The sequence below is a fragment of the Ochrobactrum quorumnocens genome (genome assembly GCF_002278035.1).
In the GTDB taxonomy this organism is placed as follows: domain Bacteria; phylum Pseudomonadota; class Alphaproteobacteria; order Rhizobiales; family Rhizobiaceae; genus Brucella; species Brucella quorumnocens.
Map to the genome: position 1 here is coordinate 674,878 of NZ_CP022604.1, position 14,407 is coordinate 689,284.

Consider the following 14,407-nt stretch of genomic DNA (forward strand, 5'->3'; position numbering starts at 1 on the left):
CCTTGGAATGGCGTGATAGCCGCGCATAATTCAGAGAATCGTTCGGTTTTGGTATAGAATTATGCGCAAAAAGGAATCTGGTAAAACACCTCTATGGAATGGCGCGATGAAGGCATAGTTCTCGGCACACGGCGACATGGCGAAACGAGCGCCATTGTCGAAGTGATGACGCGTGAACATGGCCGTCATATGGGTATGGTGCGCGGCGGGCGCTCCCGCCGCATGCAGCCGCTGCTCCAGCCCGGCAATCATGTCGATTTGGCATGGTGGGCACGGTTGGACGAGCATCTGGGCAGTTTTACAATTGAGCCACTTGGCTTTGCGGCAGCGCGCCTTATTGAAACGCCTGTTGCTCTTTATGGTATCCAGCTTGCGGCTGCGCATTTGCGGCTTCTGCCAGAACGCGACCCGCAAGGCGCGCTCTATGAAACGCTGCGCCTTATCATCGAGCATTTCGATGATCCTCTTGCATCTGGTGAGTTGCTTCTGCGATTTGAAGTGATGATGCTTGAAGAGCTGGGGTTCGGTCTTGATCTCAAGGAATGTGCAGCCACCGGCGTTCGCGAAAATCTGATTTATGTGTCGCCCAAATCAGGACGTGCGGTCTGTGGTGATGCAGGAGCGCCTTGGGCTGACAAGATGTTACCATTGCCCGCCTTCGTTAACAGCACATCGGTACGTCCCTCCTGCTACGACGATCTCAACGATGCTTTCCGAATGACAGGTTTTTTCTTCCTGCGCCATGTGTGGGAACCTCGTGCGCAAACCCCACCCGATGCACGCGGCGGGTTTTTGAATGCGATAGCGCGCACAATTAGTTTGCAACAGGCAGGCTGAACACGTTGCCCTCGAAGGCATCTTTGCCGCGTCCGATGGCGCGAATAGCCTCGACCATACGTCCCTTGCGAGCGAGTATCTCGTCGGCCAATTCTATCAGGCGCATATTGGGCGTGGCAGACGGTGAACGCTCACGCAATGTTCTTGCGAGCTGAGCTTCATTAAGCTGTGCGTCAAAAGACAGTGCTGCGATATAGGCCGCCGCCGTCGAACGCGATACTCCTGCATAACAGTGGATCAGCAACGGCCTGGCCCTATCCCAAGTGGACGTAAACTCCAGAAACTGTTCGATATGAACGCTTTTCGGCATCACCAGCCCATCGCGTGGTTCAACAATATCATTGAAGATAAGGCTGAGACGTTTCGTGGTGCCAGATGTTGAAGGCACATCACCGCTGCTAAGCGTTACCATATGGCTCGGCTGATGCAATTCGATTTGGGCTTCGAACTTTGAGAGCGGACTGACCACGATATAAGTCATGGTCTACTTCTTTCGGGCCTGGTCTAAAGTAGCAAATCGAGCGAGAAAGTCGTTCTGAACGCTTTGCGTCGGCCGCGGGGTAATATCGAGCCCAGCTGGATCAAATCCTCGTGGGCGTCCAAAATACTTGATAGCCTCAGCTTCCGTAAATCCTGCAAGCCGTGTCGCCTCAAAATAGGCAGCCACCTGATCAGCCCGCTTGATCAGCCTCTTGAGCGATGCGGATATGGAAGCTGGCAGGGAAAAACGTAAGTGAATGGCACTTTCCAGTCGATCTTCAATCAGTTTGTAGTTGCCGCCCATCACCGCCTTGAACGGCGAAATCATATCGCCAATGACGTATTCTGGACCATCGTGTAGAAGTGCGAGCATCTGCCATTCAATGCTGGCATCGGGAACAAGTCGGTTGAAAATCTGCTCAACCAGCAGTGAATGCTGTGCCACCGAATAAGCGTGCTCGCCAACAGTCTGTCCGTTCCAACGCGCAACGCGTGCAAGCCCATGCGCGATATCTTCAATCTCTATATCAAGTGGCGACGGGTCGAGCAGATCAAGCCTGCGTCCAGACAGCATACGCTGCCATGCGCGATCTTTGCCCGAAGTGCGGTCTGCTGCTGCCATTAAGCTTTATCCGCTTCAGTCGTTGGGAACGTGAAAGCTACATGCGGTGGCAAGAGAAGCGTGATTTCGATCTCACCAGCCATAATGGCCGCGCTGGAATCGAGCGCATCTTTCACCCGATCAATCCTTGCAAGGGCGAGGCCGATCTTGCCAGAAGAACTGCCAAGTGTTCCGATTTCGCGTCCATTGACCGTAATCGACGTACCCATGGCGGGGAGCGGCGTGTCGGATTTTACGACGAGCACACGGCGGCGAGGCGTACCGCGATGATGCATGCGTGAGACGACTTCCTGCCCGATGAAACAACCTTTCGGGAAGGTCACACCCCCCGTCTGGTCGAAATTGATGTCGTGCGGGAAGACGTCATTATAGGCGAAGTCAGCTTCGCCTTCGGCAATGCCATACTCGGCACGAAGCGCGATCCATGCGCTCTCGTCGCTAATGTCGCCAGCTTTTCCATAGACGCGAATAACGTTCAGCTCTTTCGGAAAGCGGGTATCGCGCTTTCCAGATTGCCAGATTGAATCATCTTCTGAAGAAGCGGAATCAGTCTGCCAGCAAACGCTGACAAGTGATTCTGGCGATTGGATAATTTCTGCTTTGGCGCGCAGACGATAGAGCGTCATCCGCTTGGCAAAATCGGCAGCGATGCCCGCTGGCATATCGAACCGAAGCCCGTTGTTGATGCGCGACACGAGGAAGTCGAACATGATCTTGCCTTGCGGAGCGAGCAGTGCGCCCGGTTTCAGTTCATTGGCACCGAGCTTATCGAGATTGGTCGTAATCACCGCCTGTACGAATTTTTCCGCGTCTTCGCCTGTGATATGAACCAGTGCTCTGTTGGAAAGATTGATCGTTTCCGCTACCGTCGCCATCGCTTCTTCCTTGCCTTTATAATCATCGTTACGTAAGCCGCATTGAAAAGGCTCGCAAGTCCCATTCAGCCAGCAGGAGACAACAATGGTCCAAACGTTTGATACGATCCTGAAAGGTGCAACCATCGTCAACCATGACGGTATAGGTCGGCGCGACATTGGCATTCGTAACGGACGCATCGAGGCGATCGGGTCGCTTTCGGCCAATTCCGCTGGCGAAGTGATCGATTGCACTGGCCTGCATATCCTGCCAGGCGTCGTTGATAGTCAGGTTCATTTCCGTGAGCCGGGACTTGAGCATAAGGAAGATCTGGAAACGGGTTCGCTTGCAGCCGTTCTGGGTGGCGTTACGTCAGTTTTCGAAATGCCGAACACCAAGCCGCTGACAACCTCTGCCGAAACGCTGGAAGACAAAATCCGTCGTGGCCGTCATCGTATGCATTGCGATTTTGCATTCTGGGTCGGCGGAACGCGTGAGAATGCCAATGATGTTGCAGAACTTGAGCGTTTACCAGGCGCTGCTGGCATCAAGGTTTTTATGGGCTCATCGACCGGCAACTTGTTGGTTGAGGACGATGACGGTGTTCGTTCCATTCTGAAAAATACGCGCCGTCGCGCAGCGTTCCATTCGGAGGACGAATTCCGTCTGAAAGACCGTGAAGGTCTGCGGGTTGCTGGCGATCCATCAAGTCATCCTGTTTGGCGCGATGAAACTACCGCACTGCAATGCACCGAACGTCTGGTGCGTATCGCACGCGAAACCGGCGCGCGCATTCACGTGCTGCATATTTCGACGGCGGAAGAAATCGACTTCCTGCAAGGTCATAAGGACGTGGCGACCTGCGAAGCCACTCCGCATCATCTCACACTGTCGGCTGACGAATATGCGACGCTCGGCAATCTCATTCAGATGAACCCGCCGGTACGCGACAAGCGCCACCGTGACGGCGTCTGGAAGGGCGTTGATCAGGGCATTATCGATGTGCTTGGCTCCGACCATGCTCCGCATACGCTGGAAGAAAAGCAGAAGCCATATCCGGCATCACCTTCCGGCATGACGGGCGTTCAGACACTGGTGCCAATCATGCTCGATCATGTGAATTCCGGTAAGCTTTCGCTGGAACGCTTTGTTGATCTTTCGAGCCACGGCCCGAACCGCATTTTCGGCATGGCACGTAAGGGCCGCATTGCCGTGGGTTATGATGCCGACCTGACCATCGTCGATATGAAGCGTCGCGAAACCATCACACATGATCAGGCTGGCTCAAAGGCTGGCTGGACGCCTTATCACGGAAAGACTGTCACGGGCTGGCCGGTTGGCACTTTCGTGCGTGGCATCAAGGTCATGTGGGAAGCGGAAATCGTCAACCCGAATAAGGGCGAGCCGGTCGAGTTTCTGGAAGCCTTGCCGCGTCGTTGATAGTGGATTGATTGGCGTGAATTGTCCCATCTTTGTCCGATGACATTCTTTCGGGCTGGATTGTAGTGATTATTGTCTTCTTGTATAAATTCACAAGGAGCACAAAATGTCCGCTACTGATACGGCACTTCTGGTTATCGATGTTCAGGAATCCTTCCGCCATCGCCCTTATTATCGTGATGAGCATGTTGCTGCTTACATCGAGCGTCAGCAGGCTCTGATCGACGGCGCGAAGCGCAAGGGTATCCCCGTTGTGCAAATCTTTCATGTTGAAAATGAAGGACCGTTTTCTGAAGCTTCGGGCTTCGTGAAAGCGCTGGCACCGATCACGATCGAGCCGGATGCCGTTTTCCGCAAGCGTCGCCATAGCGCACTCGTTGGGTCGGGGCTTGATGTGTGGCTTATTTCCAACGGAATCAGACGGGTTATCGTTTCCGGAATCCGTACTGAACAATGCTGCGAGACGACGACGCGACACGCTTCTGATCTGGGTTTCGATGTAGATTACGTCGGCGAGGCGACCCTCACATTTCTGATGACCGATGTGAATGGTCGCGAGTGGAGTGCCGCCGAAATCCGTGCCCGTACCGAGCTGGTGCTCGCAGATCGTTTCGCGCGGATTGCAACGGTTGAACAAGCTCTTGCAGACAGGGCAGAACGGAAAGCTGCATGAACCAAACCGTTGACAGCCACAAAACTGTCCGGGTCTTTGTCGTTGTCCCGCCACGCACGCTTTTGCTTGATGTGGCGGGGCCGATAGAGGTTTTGCGTAAGGCCAATCTTGAGCAGAGCGAAGTGCAGTTTGAGGTGACATTTATCGGGTCATCGCAGACGGTGTTGAGTTCAATTGGCCTCACGATTGCCAATATCGAGCCTCTGCCAGAAAATCTACCGGACGGCGCGTTGGTCGTCATCTCCGGCTCGGCGGATGTCCCATTAGGAGGTGTCGGCAACAGTCGCGAAGAGGACAATGTTCTTGAAGCGCAGATTGTAAGTTGGATGCGGCGCGCTATCCGTCCCGGCATCAGGTTGGTTTCAATCTGTTCGGGCGCGCTTCTGGCGGCACGCGCAGGTTTGCTTGATGGTTATGCTTGCACAACCCATCATTTGGCGATTGATGAACTGAACCGATTGGCCCCGACATCACGCGTCTTGCAAAATCGGTTGTTTGTGGAAGATCGGGATCGGCTGACAAGTGCGGGTATCACCTCGGGCATCGATCTCATGCTGCATATCGTGGCAGAAATTGCAGGTCATGCATTGGCATTATCAATTGCGCGTTATCTGGTCGTCTACTTGCGCCGCAGTGGGGGAGATCCACAGCTTTCGCCTTGGCTGGAAGGACGTAATCATATGCATCCAGTGGTGCATCGTGCACAGGATGCTATTGCGGAAAATCCCGCAGCCAGTTGGTCGGTGGAAAAACTGGCTGACATCAGCGGCGCAAGCCCGCGCAATCTCTCTAGACTGTTCAACGAGCACGCACATATGAGCGTGACGGACTATGCAAATAGGCTGAAAGTCAGTCTGGCCCGCGAGATGCTGCTGAATTCTGCGCTCGATATGGAAAACATCGCTCAGCGGGCTGGCTTTGCGTCCACGCGGCAGTTTCGCAGAGTCTGGGAGCGGATTTACGATGCCCCACCAAGCCGAATGCGAATGCTTGCCGCAGCTATTGATTCTTACTGAAGAATACGTTCAGGCAGGAAGGTGCCGGCGATAATCTGTTCGCGCATTTTCTCGATGAGGTCGAGAGCGCTGTCTTCGCCCGCAGAACGCATAAGTTCGGTCAAAGCTGTGGTGAAAGCAGCTTCAGCAAGAATTTCAGGCTCGATCCCTTCGGAAATGCCGTCAGCCCAGGCTTCATTCTGGTATTCGATTGCCACGAGCTTCTTCTCGCGGGCAATCATCTCGTCCAGATCTGCTGGCATGTGTTCCATCGATTTCATCCCGGCTTGCGCCCTTCTTTCTGCATTAGAACACCGTGCGCCTGAATGGGCGCACAAAGGTCGCTCTAACAGTTTAATTTGTGCAGTCGCTGGTTTCTCACCACTATCGGGAGTGCAAACGCATGCAGCCTGACTGTCGCTTTAAGACAGTGTTAACAGATTACAGCGGATTTAAATGCGGCAATTTATGCCCATCCGCACAAGACTGAATAATTGGTTAATTGCCATAACGCGATATGATCTCGTTCGACAAGCTTTCTCCCTCTTTCATGTAGCGGTCAATCGCCGCAAGAGCAGAAGGCGTACAGCGGACATAATTGTCGCTGAAAGCACGATATCCATGGTTGAAACTGGAAACGAGGCGCAACCGGTCTGCTTCACCGGGATTTTCAGCCGCAATAATGGCGTCCATCCGGTCTCGCCACTCGCTGCTGGTTTCTCCACAAAGATTACGCAAATAGTGGAGGGAGCCGAGAACTTCTGCAATGCGCAGCATTTTGCCCTCATAAGGAGCATCCTGCGCAGAAAGGGCCGGGGAAACCATACCCAGCCACGAACTTACCACCAACAGGGCCACCAAGAGGGAAAGCCAGTTGCTTTTCAAAAGTAACCTCTCCTTTAGAGCTGCCTTTTCGCTCGAAATCGCGGCCACTTCAAGGCGACTAGTGGATCGAATTTTACGTTTGAATCTCGACTGACGTCCACACGGTTTCCAACGTCGAATTCGAAAAATCAAATAGATTCATATACTTGGTAGTGGTCTTTTTAATTCCGATATTTGTTTAACGTCTGTATCAAGGGATGCAAATGTCGGAATTAGACCGCTAGGTGGGTCAGGAAGTGCGATTGTCTTCCGCTTCAGCCACAGAGCGTGCCACATCCAGTGTGCTGTCGGTGACACTCGCGCTCGCCATTTCTTCCACGGTCAACCAATGGATTGCTGCAGCGTCGTCGCCTGCCTGTTCAATGCCCGAAACATCAAACGCTCGATAAACGGAAAGAAAATAGCTCTTCTCATAGGCCTTGCCTTCGAGCGCCAAATCAACCGTGATGACGTGGCTGAGCGAGCCTGCATCGAGTGCAGTTTCTTCTTTCAGCTCACGGACTGCTGCTGCCTCAGGAGTTTCACCGGCCTCAATGCTGCCTCCGGGAAAGGCGAGCCAGCCCTTCCATGGCTCTTTGCCGCGTTCAACCAGCAAAAATCGGCCATCACGACGGCAGATGAGAGAGACACCGTGGATTTGAAGAGGGGCAGGGATGACGGGAACTGTAACCATATTCAAGCTATGATCTGGTCAGCCTGCTTTGGCAACAGCAAACCCCACTTGACCATTCCGACAAAAGCCTGAACATGGCCGCCATGTGTGGACGTTTTTCTCTGACTGCAAGCCGCGAAGAAGTTGAAGCATTGCTTGGTGCGATGATCGAGGAGGATTTTCCTCCCCGTTATAATATCGCGCCGACCCAGCCAATACTCTCTATTCTGGCAGGCGAAACCCCACCGCCGGGAAGCAATCGCCCCGGCCGGAGCGGTATGCTGGTTCGTTGGGGCTTTGTGCCGTCATGGGTGAAAGATCCCAAAGACTGGAATCTGGTTTTCAACATTCGCTCTGAAACTGCGGCAGAGAAGAACTCGTTTCGCGCGGCCTTAAATCATCGACGGGCCTTGATTCCGGCTTCCGGTTTTTACGAATGGCGGCGTGAGGGAAAGAATAAGGCGCAAGCCTATTGGATCAGGCCGCGCCACGGCGGGATTGTCGCTTTTGGCGCGCTGGTCGAAACCTGGAGCAGTTCCGATGGCTCGCAAATCGATACTGCGGGCATTTTGACGACAAACGCAAACGGATTGCTGCGGCCTATTCACGAACGTATGCCGGTGGTGGTGAAGCCAGAGGATTTCGCTCGTTGGCTAAACTGCAAAACCTTGCTTCCAAAAGATGTCGCCGACATTATGCGTCCAGTTCAGGATGACTTTTTTGAAGCCATTCCGGTGTCAGACAAGGTCAACAAAGTTGCCAATACTTCACCAGATCTGCAGACAAGAGTGGAAGAAAGCTTGACGTCAGAACAGTCTCTGCCAAAAAGAAAGAAAAAGTCAGGGCCGGAGGAGGATTCGGGCGACCAGCTTTCGATGTTCTGATCACTTACAGCGGCTCCACTTAAGACTGAATAGTTGGAGCCGCATAGCTCATTGTTTTATGCATTTGCCTCACGCAAAACCGCTTCGCGCTTTTGGCTCAAATGCTATAATTTCAGGAAAGTCATCCGTGTTCTCAGCAGCTTTTTCAGGCTTTTTTCTTGGTGCGTCACTTATCATCGCTATCGGTGCACAAAACGCGTTCATCTTGCGGCAAGGCCTGCTGCGACAGCATGTCTTTATTCTGAGTCTAATCTGTGCACTTTCAGACGCGCTGCTGATCGCCGCCGGTGTTGCGGGGCTGGGTACGCTGATTGCTCAATCACCAAAGCTAATCTCGTTTGTTACGCTTGCAGGCGCTGCGTTCCTGTTCTGGTACGCGTCGGTCGCATTTCGCCGCGCGTTTCATCCAGAAGCAATGCAGGTGAGATCGAACGGCAGTGTCAGCCTGAAAGCTGCAGTTGCTACCTGTCTGGCGCTGACTTTCCTCAATCCGCATGTCTATCTCGACACGGTGGTATTATTAGGCAGTCTTTCTGCCCGCTATGAAGGTTCTGCCCGCGCCGCTTATGGTGCAGGCGCGGTAATCGCATCATTTGTTTGGTTTTTCTCGCTCGGATATGGGGCGCGTCTGTTGCAACCCATCTTTGCGAAGCCTGCGGCCTGGCGGGTGCTCGATTGCATCATCGGTGTTGTGATGGCGCTAATCGGCATCAGCCTTCTAGTCAGATTCTTTAACAGCTAGAATTGAGCTGCGCATGTTGTCGTTACGGGCTTCGCCCTTACGGTTCTTCTTATTCATGAGTGCTGCAAGGAGCACGGCAGGGCCGATTTCACGATACTGATCAATCAGCTTGTCTTGTCGTGGTTGCGGTTTATTTTTAGGCATTGGTTCATTCCTCTTCCAATTACACTCACTATTTTGTGATTGATTGAGACGGAATGAAGGCTGTTTGGAGCCGGTTTTGGGGAATTCCGGTTAACAGCTGTGAAGGTTTAACACGGTTGCCGAAATACCACAGCATTCTCGGCTATCCCCAATTCAGCTCATTATTCTCGCGTATCCAACAAACAAAACCGCTTCATCCTTCTTTTGGAAATGCTTTATTTCGCTCGAACTTTTCCAAAAGCTCTTGACGGGGATAAAGTCGAGAGAGATAAGTAGCGTCATGAAAACGCCGACCACAATCATTTGTACTGGTTCGATTATTATTGGCTAGCAGCTTGCTGGCCCGGCCGTTTTCGTCTCCCCTACCATAAAACAGGATGATAACGCCCCGGCCAGTCGGCTGCGGTCCTTCGTGCCCGTATTTTCTGGTCCTTCTGGGGAAATAAAATGGCTGACGCGCCGCAACTACGTCTGTACAACACCGCAACTCGCGCGAAGGAGGACTTTGTCCCCATCGATGCAAACAATGTGCGCATGTATGTATGCGGACCGACTGTTTACGACTTCGCCCATATCGGCAATGCGCGCCCGGTCATTGTCTTCGATGTGCTGTTCCGTTTGCTTCGTCATGTCTATGGCGAGGCGCATGTCACTTATGCGCGTAACATCACTGACGTTGACGACAAGATCAACGCACGTGCGGCGAGCGAATATCCTGATCTCCCGCTCAATGAAGCAATCCGTCGGGTAACAGAGGGCACAAACAACCAGTTTCAGGCGGATATCAAAGCGCTGGCAAACTTAGAGCCTTCGAGCCAGCCACGTGCGACTGAGCATCTGGATGATATGCGTGACCTGATTGAGAAGCTGGTTGAGCGCGGTGTCGCCTATGTTGCCGATGACCATGTACTTTTCTCGCCGTCTGCAATGAATACGCTGGGCGGCGCACGTTATGGCGCGCTCTCGCACCGTCCTTTTGATGAAATGCTAGCTGGCGCCCGTGTTGACGTTGCATCTTACAAGCGCGACGAGATGGATTTCGTACTCTGGAAGCCATCGCGCAATGGGGAACCCGGCTGGCCATCGCCTGCGGGCATTCAAACGCTTGGCCGTCCCGGTTGGCACATCGAGTGCTCGGCCATGTCCATGGCCAAGTTGCTGTCACCTTTTGGTGGCGGCCTGCAGTGCGATGATCCGTATAAGAACCAGTTCGACATTCATGGTGGCGGTATCGATCTCGTGTTTCCGCACCATGAAAATGAGCTTGCGCAGTCATGCTGCGCATTCGGCACTGAGCGCATGGCCAGCATCTGGATGCATAACGGCTTCCTGCAGGTCGAAGGACAGAAGATGTCGAAGTCTCTCGGCAATTTCATCACCATTCGCGATGTGTTGAATGATGGTCTACCGCAGCTTGGTGTGTGGGATGGCAAGGCTGCACGCGATCGATGGGTCGGTCTGGCTGCACGTCTTTCGATGCTGCAAACGCATTATCGCGAACCGATCAACTGGACGGCACAGCGCCTGGCAGAATCCGCCGAAGAACTGCATCGCTGGTATGGATTGCTGCGTGATGCAGATTTCGCAATGCCGTCTTCGCTTTCATCGGTTGGTGAAGTTGCGGAAGCACTGTCAGATGATCTGAATACCTGGACTGCAATCACGGCGCTGCGCAAGGCATTCAAAGCCAGGGACGTTGCAGCTTTGGGCGAAGGTATGACGCTATTAGGCTTGCTCGACCCTTATTTCGTGACAGCACAGGACGTACCGGTCTTTGCAAAGGCTGATGTCGACACGGCTGCAATTGAAGCATTGATTGCCGAGCGTCTGCGTGTGATCGTCGACAAAAACTGGGCCGAAGCTGATCGTATTCGCGATGAATTGCTGGCAGAGGGTGTGCAGTTGAAGGATGGCAAGGATCCTGCCACCGGCGAACGCATCACGACTTGGGATGTGGTAAGCTAACTGCCTTTTAATTGGAGGGAGGATGCCATGACGCTTGATAACAAGCCGCTTTATAGTGGGGGATGCCAGTGCGGTGCGGTGCGCTTTCGTGTAGAAGGGGCACTCGGCTCAGCTTCGATCTGTCATTGCCGCATGTGCCAGAAGGCGTTTGGCAATTTCTATGCGCCACTGGTTTCAGTTGGGGAAGCAAACCTCACATGGACCCGCGACGAGCCAAAGCGCTTCCAGTCATCCAATCACGTCAAGCGCGGGTTCTGTCCTGAGTGTGGAACCCCGCTCACCTATGAGGCGCCGGATGGCGTAGCGCTCTCCATCGGCGCTTTCGATGCGCCGGAAGAGATCGAACCCACGGTTCAATGGGGCGTCGAGGTCAAGCTTCCCTATGTCGATAACCTCGCAAAACTGCCCGGTTACGAAACAGAGCGTGATCCGGAAAGTATCGAGTTTGTAAGAACCATGGTGTCCTACCAACACCCAGACCACGACACTGACAACTGAAAAAGCCATACATTCTAACGGCATATACCCACCGACAGGCAGGCAAAATGGCACGCGAGCGCATCTATATCTACGACACGACTTTGCGGGACGGACAGCAAACTCCCGGCGTTGATTTCTCTGTCGAAGACAAAAAAGCAATTGTCATTCTGCTCGAAGAATTGGGCGTGGATTATGTTGAGGGTGGCTATCCCGGGGCGAACCCGACCGATACTGCTTTCTTCAAAAAGCGTCAGACTTCGCGCGCCAAATTTACAGCTTTCGGCATGACCAAGCGCGCCGGAGTCTCTGCCTCCAACGATCCGGGTCTGACGGCCCTTTTGCAAGCTTCAAGCGATGCAATCTGTTTCGTGGCGAAGAGCTGGGATTATCATGTGAGGATCGCGCTCGGCTGTACCAACGAGGAAAATCTGGAATCGATCACAGCCTCGGTTACAGCCGTTCGTATGGCTGGCCGTGAAGCGCTGGTCGATTGTGAACATTTCTTCGATGGCTACAAAGCCAATCCGGAATACGCGTTGGCGTGCGCGAAGGCTGCCTATGAAGCTGGCGCGCGCTGGGTCGTTCTTTGCGACACCAATGGCGGAACGCAGCCATCAGAAGTGGCGGAGATTATCAATGCTGTGAAAGCACATGTTCCGGGCGAAAGCCTTGGCATTCACGCGCATAACGACACCGAACAGGCTGTCGCGGTTTCGCTTGCTGCAATCGATGCAGGCGTGCGCCATGTGCAGGGAACGCTTAATGGGATCGGCGAGCGCTGCGGCAATGCCAACCTTGTTTCACTCATCCCGACGCTGGTATTGAAGCCGTATTGGGCTGATCGCTTTGAGCTCAGCGTAAAGCCTGATGCTCTCAAAGCCATCACCCGTATCTCGCGCGCCTTCGATGATATTCTTAACCGGGCACCGACAGAGCAGGCTCCTTATACAGGCACATCTGCCTTCGCTACCAAGGCAGGCATTCACGCGTCGGCGCTACTCAAAGACCCGCAGACTTATGAACATGTTCCGCCTGAAACTGTCGGCAATCGCCGACGTGTCATGGTGTCGGATCAAGGCGGCAAGTCGAATTTCATCGCGGAATTGGAGCGTCGTGGCATCCGCGTCGCCAAGGATGACGTGCGGCTCGATACGTTGATCGTGCTGGTCAAGGAGCGTGAAGCGGAAGGCTACGCCTATGAAGGTGCGGATGCGAGCTTCGAACTTCTGGCGCGAGCCATGCTCACGCCACAGCCGGAATTCTTCAAGGTAGATTCCTTTCGCTGCCTCGTCGAACGACGTTTTGATGCCAACGGCATGCTGAAAACGGTTTCCGAGGCCGTGGTTAAAGTCGAAGTCGATGGCGAGATGCATATGTCGGTTGCCGAAGGCCATGGTCCGGTCAACGCGCTAGACATTGCGCTGCGCAAGGATCTTGGGCGCTATCAGGACGAAATCGTGGACCTTGAACTGGTCGATTTCAAGGTGCGTATCCTCAATGGGGGTACCGCAGCTATCACCCGCGTTCTGATCGAATCGGGTGACGCAACAGGCGCACGTTGGCGCACGGTCGGCGTCTCCGACAACATCATTGATGCATCGTTTCAGGCGTTGATGGATTCGGTCAATTATAAGCTGATGAAGAACCGTTCGCTCGCGGGTTTGGTGGCGGCGGAATAGCCGTCGCTCTTCACGATCATTGATGCTTTGATCAGTTTAATTGAATAGATTTTATGGATCGATGGGCGCATAGCAAAATATCCAGCCCTAAATAGCCCTCGGCTTTTGGGGGTTTTTCTTATTGCGGAGATAGAAATGGCCGAGCAAACCTTATCCGGAGGCCAACTTTCGGATGGAAGCCGTGGCTTCATGATGGCTATGGGGGCTTATGGTCTTTGGGCTCTCTTGCCTTTCTATCTTAAAGCGCTGTCACATCTGCCTGCGCTCGAAATCGTCGCCCATCGCGTTATTTGGTCGGTTCCTGTGGCGGCAGTTCTGCTCCTTGCCATCGGCCAATTCCGAACAATCCTTGATGCTTTGCGCAAGCCGCGAATGCTCGCTATGGCCGCACTGACCGCCGCACTGATTACCATCAACTGGTCGGTCTATGTCTGGGCGGTTGCACATGATCAGATTATCGGCGCAGCACTCGGCTATTATATCAACCCGTTGTTTAACGTGGTTCTTGGCGGACTGTTTCTTGGAGAACGTCTGACCAAAGTTCAATATATCGCTGTCGGGTTTGCTTTCGCGGCGGTTCTTGTTCTCACATTCAATGCCGGTGGTCTGCCATGGGTTTCGCTGGTTTTGCCCCTGACTTTCGGCCTCTACGGCTTTTTCCGTAAGTCCCTGCCGATGCCACCTTTGCAAGGCTTCACGCTCGAAGTCGTCATTCTGTCGGTCCCTGCACTTGGCTATGTTCTGTGGTTGACGGCAAATGGTCAGGATCACTTCTTCTCAGGGGAATCCGTATCGAATATCTGGCTGCTTTTGCTGGCGGGCCCATTCACGGCTATTCCGCTCATTCTTTATGCGGGCGGTGCAAAGCTTCTGCGCTATACGACGCTCGGCTTAATGCAGTATCTCACACCTACATTGCTGTTCGTCTTCGCGATCTTCATCTTCCATGAGCCGTTCTCGCATGCGCAGCTTGTGGCTTTTGTGCTGATCTGGGTCGGTTTGATAATCTATACATGGTCCTCTCTCTCCGCACATCGCAAGGCGCGAGCGAGCGCTTGATAAATTTAACTTGAG

The 14,407-nt window shown here is 53.5% G+C and carries 17 protein-coding genes; 10 read left to right on the plus strand and 7 right to left on the minus strand.

The features are described from left to right. Positions 1–93 precede the first annotated feature (93 nt). Entirely contained in the window at positions 94–837 is a 744-nt protein-coding gene (gene recO, locus CES85_RS12680) for a DNA repair protein RecO (RefSeq protein ID WP_095446319.1), read from the plus strand. On the opposite strand, the gene CES85_RS12685 is transcribed toward recO, so the two are convergent. From CES85_RS12685 to ygfZ, 3 genes are read right to left on the minus strand one after another with little or no spacing between them, the layout of a single operon-like run. Beyond that, a complete protein-coding gene (locus tag CES85_RS12685) occupies positions 815–1,318 on the minus strand; it encodes a tyrosine phosphatase family protein (protein ID WP_095446320.1) in 504 nt (167 codons plus the stop codon). The genes recO and CES85_RS12685 overlap by 23 nt on opposite strands. A 3-nt stretch (positions 1,319–1,321) precedes the next feature. Continuing rightward, complete coding sequence (locus tag CES85_RS12690; protein WP_095446321.1) at positions 1,322–1,939, minus strand: YfbR-like 5'-deoxynucleotidase; 618 nt, start codon at positions 1,937–1,939, stop codon at positions 1,322–1,324. Continuing rightward, positions 1,939–2,814 carry a CAF17-like 4Fe-4S cluster assembly/insertion protein YgfZ gene (ygfZ, locus tag CES85_RS12695; protein WP_095446322.1) on the minus strand — a complete coding sequence of 292 codons (876 nt, stop codon included), beginning with the start codon at positions 2,812–2,814 and terminating at the stop codon, positions 1,939–1,941. Before ygfZ ends, CES85_RS12690 begins: the two co-directional genes overlap by 1 nt. Positions 2,815–2,899: 85 nt before the next feature. Here ygfZ and CES85_RS12700 point away from each other — a divergent pair, with 85 nt between their 5' ends. The 3 genes from CES85_RS12700 (at position 2,900) to CES85_RS12710 (ending at position 5,923) form a co-directional block, all read left to right on the plus strand. After that, positions 2,900–4,234: a dihydroorotase gene (locus tag CES85_RS12700; protein WP_095446323.1), complete on the plus strand. Its 1,335-nt coding sequence runs from the start codon at positions 2,900–2,902 to the stop codon at positions 4,232–4,234. Positions 4,235–4,340: 106 nt separating this feature from the next. Beyond that, positions 4,341–4,907 (plus strand): isochorismatase family protein, encoded by a 567-nt coding sequence (locus CES85_RS12705; RefSeq protein WP_095446324.1) that lies wholly within the window; start codon positions 4,341–4,343, stop codon positions 4,905–4,907. Next, positions 4,904–5,923, plus strand: coding sequence for a GlxA family transcriptional regulator (locus CES85_RS12710; protein ID WP_095446325.1), 1,020 nt, complete (start codon positions 4,904–4,906; stop codon positions 5,921–5,923). The genes CES85_RS12705 and CES85_RS12710 overlap by 4 nt, the downstream gene beginning before the upstream one ends. Here CES85_RS12710 and CES85_RS12715 read toward each other — a convergent pair. The 3 genes from CES85_RS12715 to CES85_RS12725 form a co-directional block, all read right to left on the minus strand. Then, positions 5,917–6,174: a hypothetical protein gene (locus tag CES85_RS12715; protein WP_191793042.1), complete on the minus strand. Its 258-nt coding sequence runs from the start codon at positions 6,172–6,174 to the stop codon at positions 5,917–5,919. The genes CES85_RS12710 and CES85_RS12715 overlap by 7 nt on opposite strands. A 226-nt stretch (positions 6,175–6,400) precedes the next feature. After that, positions 6,401–6,727 carry a TIGR02301 family protein gene (locus CES85_RS12720; protein WP_095447863.1) on the minus strand — a complete coding sequence of 109 codons (327 nt, stop codon included), beginning with the start codon at positions 6,725–6,727 and terminating at the stop codon, positions 6,401–6,403. A 289-nt stretch (positions 6,728–7,016) separates the two neighbouring features. Next, the gene (locus tag CES85_RS12725; RefSeq protein ID WP_095446326.1) at positions 7,017–7,460 is read right to left on the minus strand and encodes an NUDIX hydrolase; all 444 of its coding nucleotides are present in this window, start codon (positions 7,458–7,460) and stop codon (positions 7,017–7,019) included. Positions 7,461–7,543: 83 nt separating this feature from the next. On the opposite strand from CES85_RS12725, the gene CES85_RS12730 reads away from it, so the two are divergent. Both CES85_RS12730 and CES85_RS12735 read left to right on the plus strand, forming a co-directional pair. Continuing rightward, entirely contained in the window at positions 7,544–8,323 is a 780-nt protein-coding gene (locus CES85_RS12730) for an SOS response-associated peptidase (RefSeq protein WP_095446327.1), read from the plus strand. 127 nt (positions 8,324–8,450) lie between these two features. Then, entirely contained in the window at positions 8,451–9,065 is a 615-nt protein-coding gene (locus CES85_RS12735; protein ID WP_095447864.1) for a LysE/ArgO family amino acid transporter, read from the plus strand. Here the strand turns inward: CES85_RS12735 and CES85_RS12740 are convergent. Further along, a complete protein-coding gene (locus tag CES85_RS12740; protein ID WP_095446328.1) occupies positions 9,042–9,209 on the minus strand; it encodes a hydrolase in 168 nt (55 codons plus the stop codon). The two genes, CES85_RS12735 and CES85_RS12740, sit on opposite strands and share 24 nt — an antisense overlap. 447 nt (positions 9,210–9,656) lie before the next feature. Between CES85_RS12740 and cysS the strand changes: the two genes are divergently transcribed. The 4 genes from cysS (at position 9,657) to rarD (ending at position 14,392) form a co-directional block, all read left to right on the plus strand. Then, the gene (gene cysS / locus CES85_RS12745) at positions 9,657–11,174 is read left to right on the plus strand and encodes a cysteine--tRNA ligase (protein WP_095446329.1); all 1,518 of its coding nucleotides are present in this window, start codon (positions 9,657–9,659) and stop codon (positions 11,172–11,174) included. A gap of 27 nt (positions 11,175–11,201) precedes the next feature. Then, the gene (locus tag CES85_RS12750) at positions 11,202–11,672 is read left to right on the plus strand and encodes a GFA family protein (RefSeq protein ID WP_095446330.1); all 471 of its coding nucleotides are present in this window, start codon (positions 11,202–11,204) and stop codon (positions 11,670–11,672) included. 47 nt (positions 11,673–11,719) lie between these two features. Then, on the plus strand, positions 11,720–13,333 hold the full coding sequence (gene cimA / locus CES85_RS12755; RefSeq protein WP_095446331.1) for a citramalate synthase: 1,614 nt from the start codon (positions 11,720–11,722) through the stop codon (positions 13,331–13,333). Positions 13,334–13,468: 135 nt separating this feature from the next. Next, positions 13,469–14,392 carry an EamA family transporter RarD gene (gene rarD / locus CES85_RS12760; protein WP_095446332.1) on the plus strand — a complete coding sequence of 308 codons (924 nt, stop codon included), beginning with the start codon at positions 13,469–13,471 and terminating at the stop codon, positions 14,390–14,392. Positions 14,393–14,407: the final 15 nt, after the last annotated feature.

Excerpts from the sequence above, each read along its gene's own strand:
- recO (WP_095446319.1), top strand. The coding sequence starts at position 94 with ATGGAATGGCGCGATGAAGGCATAGTTCTCGGCACACGGCGACATGGC.
- CES85_RS12685 (WP_095446320.1), bottom strand. The coding sequence starts at position 1,318 with ATGACTTATATCGTGGTCAGTCCGCTCTCAAAGTTCGAAGCCCAAATC.
- CES85_RS12690 (WP_095446321.1), bottom strand. The coding sequence starts at position 1,939 with ATGGCAGCAGCAGACCGCACTTCGGGCAAAGATCGCGCATGGCAGCGT.
- ygfZ (WP_095446322.1), bottom strand. The coding sequence starts at position 2,814 with ATGGCGACGGTAGCGGAAACGATCAATCTTTCCAACAGAGCACTGGTT.
- CES85_RS12700 (WP_095446323.1), top strand. The coding sequence starts at position 2,900 with ATGGTCCAAACGTTTGATACGATCCTGAAAGGTGCAACCATCGTCAAC.
- CES85_RS12705 (WP_095446324.1), top strand. The coding sequence starts at position 4,341 with ATGTCCGCTACTGATACGGCACTTCTGGTTATCGATGTTCAGGAATCC.
- CES85_RS12710 (WP_095446325.1), top strand. The coding sequence starts at position 4,904 with ATGAACCAAACCGTTGACAGCCACAAAACTGTCCGGGTCTTTGTCGTT.
- CES85_RS12715 (WP_191793042.1), bottom strand. The coding sequence starts at position 6,174 with ATGGAACACATGCCAGCAGATCTGGACGAGATGATTGCCCGCGAGAAG.
- CES85_RS12720 (WP_095447863.1), bottom strand. The coding sequence starts at position 6,727 with ATGGTTTCCCCGGCCCTTTCTGCGCAGGATGCTCCTTATGAGGGCAAA.
- CES85_RS12725 (WP_095446326.1), bottom strand. The coding sequence starts at position 7,460 with ATGGTTACAGTTCCCGTCATCCCTGCCCCTCTTCAAATCCACGGTGTC.
- CES85_RS12730 (WP_095446327.1), top strand. The coding sequence starts at position 7,544 with ATGTGTGGACGTTTTTCTCTGACTGCAAGCCGCGAAGAAGTTGAAGCA.
- CES85_RS12740 (WP_095446328.1), bottom strand. The coding sequence starts at position 9,209 with ATGCCTAAAAATAAACCGCAACCACGACAAGACAAGCTGATTGATCAG.
- cysS (WP_095446329.1), top strand. The coding sequence starts at position 9,657 with ATGGCTGACGCGCCGCAACTACGTCTGTACAACACCGCAACTCGCGCG.
- CES85_RS12750 (WP_095446330.1), top strand. The coding sequence starts at position 11,202 with ATGACGCTTGATAACAAGCCGCTTTATAGTGGGGGATGCCAGTGCGGT.
- cimA (WP_095446331.1), top strand. The coding sequence starts at position 11,720 with ATGGCACGCGAGCGCATCTATATCTACGACACGACTTTGCGGGACGGA.
- rarD (WP_095446332.1), top strand. The coding sequence starts at position 13,469 with ATGGCCGAGCAAACCTTATCCGGAGGCCAACTTTCGGATGGAAGCCGT.